1 pseudogene is annotated in these 489 nt (G+C 76.3%); it reads left to right on the plus strand.

Annotation, left to right across the window (positions count from 1 at the left end):
* Positions 1-489 (plus strand): annotated as a pseudogene (locus tag FNX44_RS27565) (DNA polymerase III subunit gamma and tau); the annotation flags it as partial.

Raw genomic sequence — 489 nt, forward strand, 5'->3', positions numbered from 1 at the left:
GTGCCGGAGGGGGTGCCGGGGCGGCGCGGCCTGGGGCGTGGCCTTCGGCCGCGGCGCCCGGGGCCGGGCCTGCGGCGACGCCGGCACCGGCACCGGCGGCTCAGTCCGTCCCGCCTGCGGCGCACGGTGCGCCGCAGCGCCCGGCGGCGCCGGCCGCCGGTGGTGGCGGCGGTGATGCGGCGCAGGTGCGGCAGATGTGGCCGCAGATTCTGGAGGCGGTGAAGAGCCGCCGACGTTTCACGTGGATCTTGCTGAGCCAGAACGCGCAGGTCACCGGTTTCGACGGGACGACTCTCCAGCTCGGCTTCGCCAACCCCGGGGCGCGGGACAGTTTTGCGAGCGGCGGTAGCGAGGAGGTGCTGCTCTCGGCGCTGCGGGAGCAGTTCGGGGTCCAGTGGAAGCTCGAGACGGTTGTGGACGCGGGCGGTGCCTCGTTCGGCGGCGGGTCCGGTGGCGGGGCAGCGCCGGCGGGTGGCTTCGGGTCGTCGG

Source organism: Streptomyces alkaliterrae (genome assembly GCF_007097205.2).
In the GTDB taxonomy this organism is placed as follows: Bacteria; Actinomycetota; Actinomycetes; order Streptomycetales; family Streptomycetaceae; genus Streptomyces; species Streptomyces alkaliterrae.